The following is a 6,469-nucleotide window of genomic DNA, read 5'->3' as shown; positions in this document are numbered from 1 at the left end:
TCAAAGTTCATTTTTCATGTTTGCCCTTTTCTTAAGGACAAGTAATACTATATCACCTTAAAAATAATTCGTCAACACTTTTCAAATTATTTTTTTAATTTTTTTTAATTTTCATTGTCATATATTCCATTATAATGTAGTAATACCATAGCTTCAATCAATTTTAATATATTTATATTTTTTTATAAAAAATCACAATTGTTTATCTTAATTATTAATATTTTAAATATTTCTATATACAAATTCAACAGTTATAATAGAATTATCCCTATATAAATTGAAAAAATACAGTAGAAAATACAGACAATAAATAAGAATATAGAAATAGAGGTAAATAAATACAATCATAAAAGAAGAAGTATTAATACAGTTAGAATAAACTTATCAATACTTCTTCTTTTATAATCAATCTTTTAATATTAAAATCTATTTATTTTTAACTTACATATTATCTCATAGCTCTCATAGCATTTAGTACTGCAATAAGTGCTACCCCTACATCAGCAAATATAGCCTCCCACATAGTAGCTACTCCTCCAGCTCCTAGTGCCATAACTATAACTTTTACACCTAGAGCAAATATTATATTTTGCCATACTATCTTATTAGTCTTATTTGCTATTTCAATGGCTTTAGATATTTTACTTGGTTCATCTGTCATAAGTACTACATCTGCTGCTTCAATAGCTGCATCTGAACCTAGACCTCCCATTGCTATACCAACATCTGCTCTAGCTAAAACTGGTGCATCATTTATTCCATCACCTACAAAAGCTATTTTTTCTTTTTCTGTTCTACCTTCATACAACTCTTCTAGTCTATCTACCTTTTCATTAGGAAGTAAATTAGAGTAAACTGTATCTAATCCTAACTCTTGAGCAATATTTTTTGCTACTTTTTCATTATCTCCAGTTAACATTACAACTTCTTTTACTCCTATTGATTTTAAACTTCTTATGGCATTTTTACTATCTTCTTTTATCTCATCAGATATAACTATATAACCTCTATACATTTTATCAACAGCAATATACACTACTGTTCCAACTTCTTTAGCTGGTGAATAGAATATATTTTCCTTTTTCATAAGCTTCTCGTTACCTGCCAATATAAGTTCACCATTGTATTTTACTCTGATTCCATAGGCTGCTATTTCCTCATAACTATCTATTGTATTTAAATCAATTTTCTTACTATAGTAGCTTAATATAGATTTTGCTATTGGATGATTTGAATTTACTTCTGCAAGAGCTGCATATTGTAATAATTCTTCTTCTGATATTCCCACAGGATTTAGCTTAGTTACATTAAATACACCTTTAGTGAGAGTTCCTGTTTTGTCAAACACTACTGTATCTACACTTCTTAAAGCCTCTAAGTAATTACTTCCCTTTATAAGTATTCCATTTTTAGATGCAAATCCAATCCCACTAAAGAAACTAAGTGGTATTGATAAAACTAATGCACAAGGACAAGAAACAACTAAGAATATCAACCCTCTGTATAGCCAATCACTAAATACTTCACCTGAAATAACAAGTGGTGGTACAAATGCTATCAATAAAGCAGCTATAACTACTACTGGAGTATAGTATCTTGAAAATTTAGATATAAAATTTTCTGTTTTTGATTTTTTAATGCTAGAATTTTCAACAAGGTCAAGTATTTTTGAAACTGTTGACTCTCCAAAGCTCTTTGTAACTTCAATAGTAAGTAAAGCATTCTTATTTATAACACCTGATAAAATTTCGTCTCCTTTTTCAACTTCCCTTAACACAGACTCACCTGTAAGTGCAGAAGTGTCTAACATAGATACTCCATCTACTACTACACCATCCAATGGCACTTTTTCACCAGGTTTTACTACTATTATATCACCTATATTTACTTCTTCTGGAGATACCACTTTAACTTCAGAATCAACTTTTAGGTTTGCATAATCTGGTCTTATTTGCATAAGTGAAGTTATAGACTTTCTAGACTTTCCAACCGCAACACCTTGTAAATACTCTCCTACCTTATAGAAAAGCATAACTCCTACTGCTTCTGATAGTTCTCCTATTAATAATGCCCCTACTGTTGCTAGAGCCATTAAGAAGTTTTCATCAAATACTCTTCCTTTTGATATATTTCTTATTGCTCTTAAAAGTACATCTCCACCTACTATCACATAAGCAACTATAAATACTATATTGCTAAATTGACTTTCAAATCCTGTTGCTGTTTGATATATACCAAAAATATATACAAGAGCTCCTATTATAAGTGGAATTAATTCTTTTTTATTTGTATCGCTCACAGTTTCTGACTTTTCAACCGTTCTAGATTTTGTTTTATCAGAAGACTCTACTTGTATATCAAGGCCTGGTTCTGTTGAGTCTATTATTTCTTTTATTTTATTTATAACAGCATCTTCTTCAAAAGTACTTATTATGTTTACTGTAAGTTTTTTATTTACAAAATTCAAATTAGAAGATTCAACCTCTTTTAGTTTAGAAACTTTGTTGTTAATCTCTTCTGCACAATGTGCACAATTTAATCCTCCTAATATAAGCTCCTTTTTAGTTGATGTTTTGTTGGCTATTGTATTGTCTTTAGAGCTTATTTGTATATTAAGTCCTGGTTCTGTTGAATCTATTATCTCTATTATCTTTTCTATAGTATTTTCTTCATCAAAACTATTTTCTATATTTACTGTAAGTTTTTTATTTATAAAATTTAGATTAGAAGACTTAACCTCTTGTAGCTTAGAAACTTTGTTGTTAATCTCTTCTGCACAATGTGCACAATTCAATCCTCCTAATACAAATTCCTTTTTAATTATATTATTTGCTTCCATATATATTCACTCCTCTCATTTATCATTTATAAGTCTCTCTAATATGATTTAATCCACAGTCAAATATTTGACTTATATGGCTATCATCTAATGAGTAATATACTGTCTTTCCATCTCTTCTAAATTTTACTAACCTAGCCTGTTTTAATACTCTAAGCTGGTGAGATATTGCAGAGTGAGTCATATTTAATAAACTTGCTATATCACATACACACATTTCATTTGCAAATAATGCATATAATATCTTTACTCTAGTAGTATCTCCAAATACTTTAAATAATTCTGCTAAATCATATAACATTTCTTCATCTGGCATAGTTGACTTAGCTTCTGTTACTATTTCCTCATGTATTATATTACAACTACAATCATTTATCTCTTCTCTCATTGTATAATCCTCCATTATTTTAATATATGAATAACTGTTCATATGTTCATTATATGCTATTATATCTGATTTCGCAACAATATTTTTTTATTTATTTAATAATAATTAGAATGCACATATTATGGACTTTTTTAATATATATATTATTAGAATAAGTTTTTGTAAACTTTTTTATAGTTTTTCTAGGAGGTGCAAGTTTAATATGAGTAATAAGAAAAAAAAGAACTTAGATACTAGTTACATGCCTTACTTAGACCCGGCTAATTATGCAGATTATATTACTAACGAAGAAATTCCCCAAGATGAGTTGAGAAATGACCCACAAATCCCTAGTGGTTATACAAAAATACCTAATAATCAGAACATAAGTAACATTTATCCTAATAGCGTAAATAATTATCCTAAAAGTAGTAATTCTCCAAACAACTTGCCTAACACAAATAATACATCTGGAAATATGAACTACAACACATCTAATCCAAACAATATGCCTAACAACATGAACTATAATACATCTAATAATATGAACAATATGGGTGTACCTACTAATATGTCTGGTAACATGAATAACAATATAGGTATGCCTAACAACATGTCTGGTAACATGAATAATAATATGGGTATGCCTAACAACATGTCTGGTAACATGAATAATAATATGGGTATGCCTAATAACATGTCTAGTAACATGAATAATAATATGGGTATGCCTAATAACATATCTGGTAACATGAATAATAATATGGGTATGCCTAATAACATATCTGGTAACATGAATAACAATATGGGTATGCCTAACAATATGTCTGGCAACATGAATAACAATATGGGTATGCCTAACAACATGTCTAGCAACATGAATAATATGGGGTATAATATGAATAACATGGGTATTCCTAACTTATCATGTAATCAAAATATGCCTCCTAATGTACTTATGATGATACCAGGTGTTATATGTCATAATACAATGAATGGTATGCCTGTAGTTATGCCTAGTAATATGCCTTCTAACATGTATCCGACTCCTTATGGTTCTAGTAATATGTCTATACAAGGTATACCACAAACTAATATTGAGGAGTTTGATGAGGAAGAAATGTAAAATATTTTTATTTTTTAAATAAATTGTATAAGACCTTAATAATTGAACATAATAGTAAATGTATTCCTCATAATATTCCCCCAATATTATTATAGGTATAAAATTTTGATTGAATATCCTTTTATTTAGTCAAAAAATATTAACATAATCTAATAAAATAAATGTATACAAAAAAATCAGATAAAATTTTATTTTATCTGATTTTTTTATTGAATTTTAAATGGATTTCTATATGAAAATCTATTAGTTTTCTTTGATTTAAATTTAGGAAATCCTACATTTTCTTTAAAGAATTTTTTATATGCGTTTTCTAAATCTTTTAAGGTGTTTTGTAGTGAAAATTTGTCAGGTTCTTTAAGCCACTCTAATTCTTTTTTTAAATCAGTCAAATCAGAACTGCACTGTTTATAAGTAAAAGTTTCTTTATAGTTTTCATAAACTTCTATTCTTTTAGCAAGATATTTATTATATACAAATCTACAACATCCAAAAGTTTTGTTAATTAACTCTTGCTGTTTTTTATTTGGATACATTCTAAACTTATAAGCTTTTTCCACTACTACCATCTCACTTTACTTGTTTTTTCTGATTATTAATATATTCCACCCATCACAATATTAACATGTATAATTATTTAAAAGAAGTATTTTAAAGGTTTTTATATTTATTCTTATCCTTCGGCATTATCCGTTAAAGTCTACCCACTACCGATAGCTTGTAGTGTACTTCCCTCAAGAGGAATAGTCGTTGAAGTTTTTCCTATTCGGAGCTTACTTGCTGATTGCCCATTTTAAAGTACTTAGGGTTTAACCTTATACCATCTAACCAATTTTTTCTACTTTCGTAACTTTCACACTTAGGTCTATTTCATCCTTATGTTTTAGTTTGCTTAGCTTTAGGGGTTTCCAGCAATTCAAGTAGTATTGGATAGGTTCTATCCTATCTCTACATATAAGTTTCCCTATGCTGACTATTTTAGCTACACACACTCATGACTAAAGTCACGAGTGTGTGTAGCTATTTTTTAATCAAATCTATTAGCTCTATGTTATAATGACTCTAACAAGTTATTATCTTATTTATAGGAGGTATTGTTTTGAATAAAATATGTGTATTTTACTTCTCTGGAACTGGTATGACAAGATATATTGTAAATAGAATAAAACAAGAATTTGAAAATCAACAGACTTATGTTGATTGCATAAGGATTGAAAATATCAAGATGTCTAATATTCATTTAACATCATATGATTCAGTAGGAATAGCTTATCCAGTACATTCCTTTAACGCACCTCAAATTGTATTAGACTTTGTAAAACACTTACCAAAAATAGACTCTATGGATACATTCATAATTCATACAGCTGGAGAAGAACATTATATAAATTATGCTTCATCCAATTTACTAATCAAAAGATTGAATGCTAAAGGTTTCAAAGTATTTTATAATAAATTGTTTGCTATGCCCTCAAATTTTATGGTTAAATATGATGACCAAAAAACAAAAGAGCTTATTAATGAAGCAGATAAAAAAATACCTATTACTGTACATAATTTAATAAATCGAATCTCACATCTACCAACTAGTAGAACTTCAGTAAAATTTTTAGCTTTTTTTGGTAGATTAGAGTGGTATGGTGCTCGTATTTTAGGTAAGTTTTTCTATGTTAAAGATACTTGTACTCACTGTGGTAAATGTGCCAATAATTGTCCTAAACATAATATAAGTATTACCAGGGATAAAGTCAAATTTAATTGGAGTTGTTGTTTGTGCATGAGATGTATTTATAATTGTCCTGAACAATCAGTCTATATACATCAGCCATTTAAGTTCATCCGTCTTGATAGTTGGTATGATTCTAATATATTTACAAATAAATAAAAGCTTGTAATTTTATTATAACTATCATTCATAACTCTTTAATATTATTTTATTTTCATTATAAATCTTCATAGCTTCATCATAAAATATATCTTACTCCCTATATATAGTAATATGTTTAGATATGGTATGCTAAAAACCAATATTGACAAATATTATTAAAAAAAGAAATAAAATATTTTTATATAAATTGTATAAAATTTTAATAATTGACCACAATAATAAATGTATTCCTCATAATATTCCCCCAATATT

The 6,469-nt window shown here is 27.9% G+C and carries 4 protein-coding genes and 1 pseudogene; 2 read left to right on the top strand and 3 right to left on the bottom strand.

The genetic code is table 11. The annotated features are described in order from the left end of the window. Positions 1 to 448 precede the first annotated feature (448 nt). Both KGF52_RS19845 and KGF52_RS19840 read right to left on the bottom strand, forming a co-directional pair. Positions 449 to 2,839, bottom strand: a complete 2,391-nt coding sequence (locus tag KGF52_RS19845) for a heavy metal translocating P-type ATPase (protein WP_227841369.1) — start codon at positions 2,837 to 2,839, stop codon at positions 449 to 451. Between the two features lie 22 nt (positions 2,840 to 2,861). After that, positions 2,862 to 3,227, bottom strand: coding sequence for an ArsR/SmtB family transcription factor (locus KGF52_RS19840; RefSeq protein ID WP_227827694.1), 366 nt, complete (start codon positions 3,225 to 3,227; stop codon positions 2,862 to 2,864). 202 nt (positions 3,228 to 3,429) lie between these two features. Between KGF52_RS19840 and KGF52_RS19835 the strand changes: the two genes are divergently transcribed. Continuing rightward, complete coding sequence (locus tag KGF52_RS19835; RefSeq protein WP_227841368.1) at positions 3,430 to 4,332, top strand: hypothetical protein; 903 nt, start codon at positions 3,430 to 3,432, stop codon at positions 4,330 to 4,332. A gap of 218 nt (positions 4,333 to 4,550) precedes the next feature. Here the strand turns inward: KGF52_RS19835 and KGF52_RS19830 are convergent. Continuing rightward, positions 4,551 to 4,898: pseudogene (locus KGF52_RS19830) on the bottom strand (helix-turn-helix domain-containing protein); the annotation flags it as partial. A 530-nt stretch (positions 4,899 to 5,428) separates the two neighbouring features. Between KGF52_RS19830 and KGF52_RS19825 the strand changes: the two are divergent. Further along, the gene (locus KGF52_RS19825) at positions 5,429 to 6,214 is read left to right on the top strand and encodes an EFR1 family ferrodoxin (protein WP_227841367.1); all 786 of its coding nucleotides are present in this window, start codon (positions 5,429 to 5,431) and stop codon (positions 6,212 to 6,214) included. Positions 6,215 to 6,469 lie beyond the last annotated feature (255 nt).

Source organism: Clostridioides sp. ZZV15-6597, from assembly GCF_020657815.1.
In the GTDB taxonomy this organism is placed as follows: Bacteria; Bacillota; Clostridia; order Peptostreptococcales; family Peptostreptococcaceae; genus Clostridioides.
The sequence above is the reverse complement of the archived record's forward strand: the minus strand, read 5'-3'. Positions and strand labels throughout refer to the sequence as shown.

Coding starts and splice junctions, on each gene's coding strand:
- KGF52_RS19845 (WP_227841369.1), bottom strand. CDS start 2,839: ATGGAAGCAAATAATATAATTAAAAAGGAATTTGTATTAGGAGGATTG.
- KGF52_RS19840 (WP_227827694.1), bottom strand. CDS start 3,227: ATGAGAGAAGAGATAAATGATTGTAGTTGTAATATAATACATGAGGAA.
- KGF52_RS19835 (WP_227841368.1), top strand. CDS start 3,430: ATGAGTAATAAGAAAAAAAAGAACTTAGATACTAGTTACATGCCTTAC.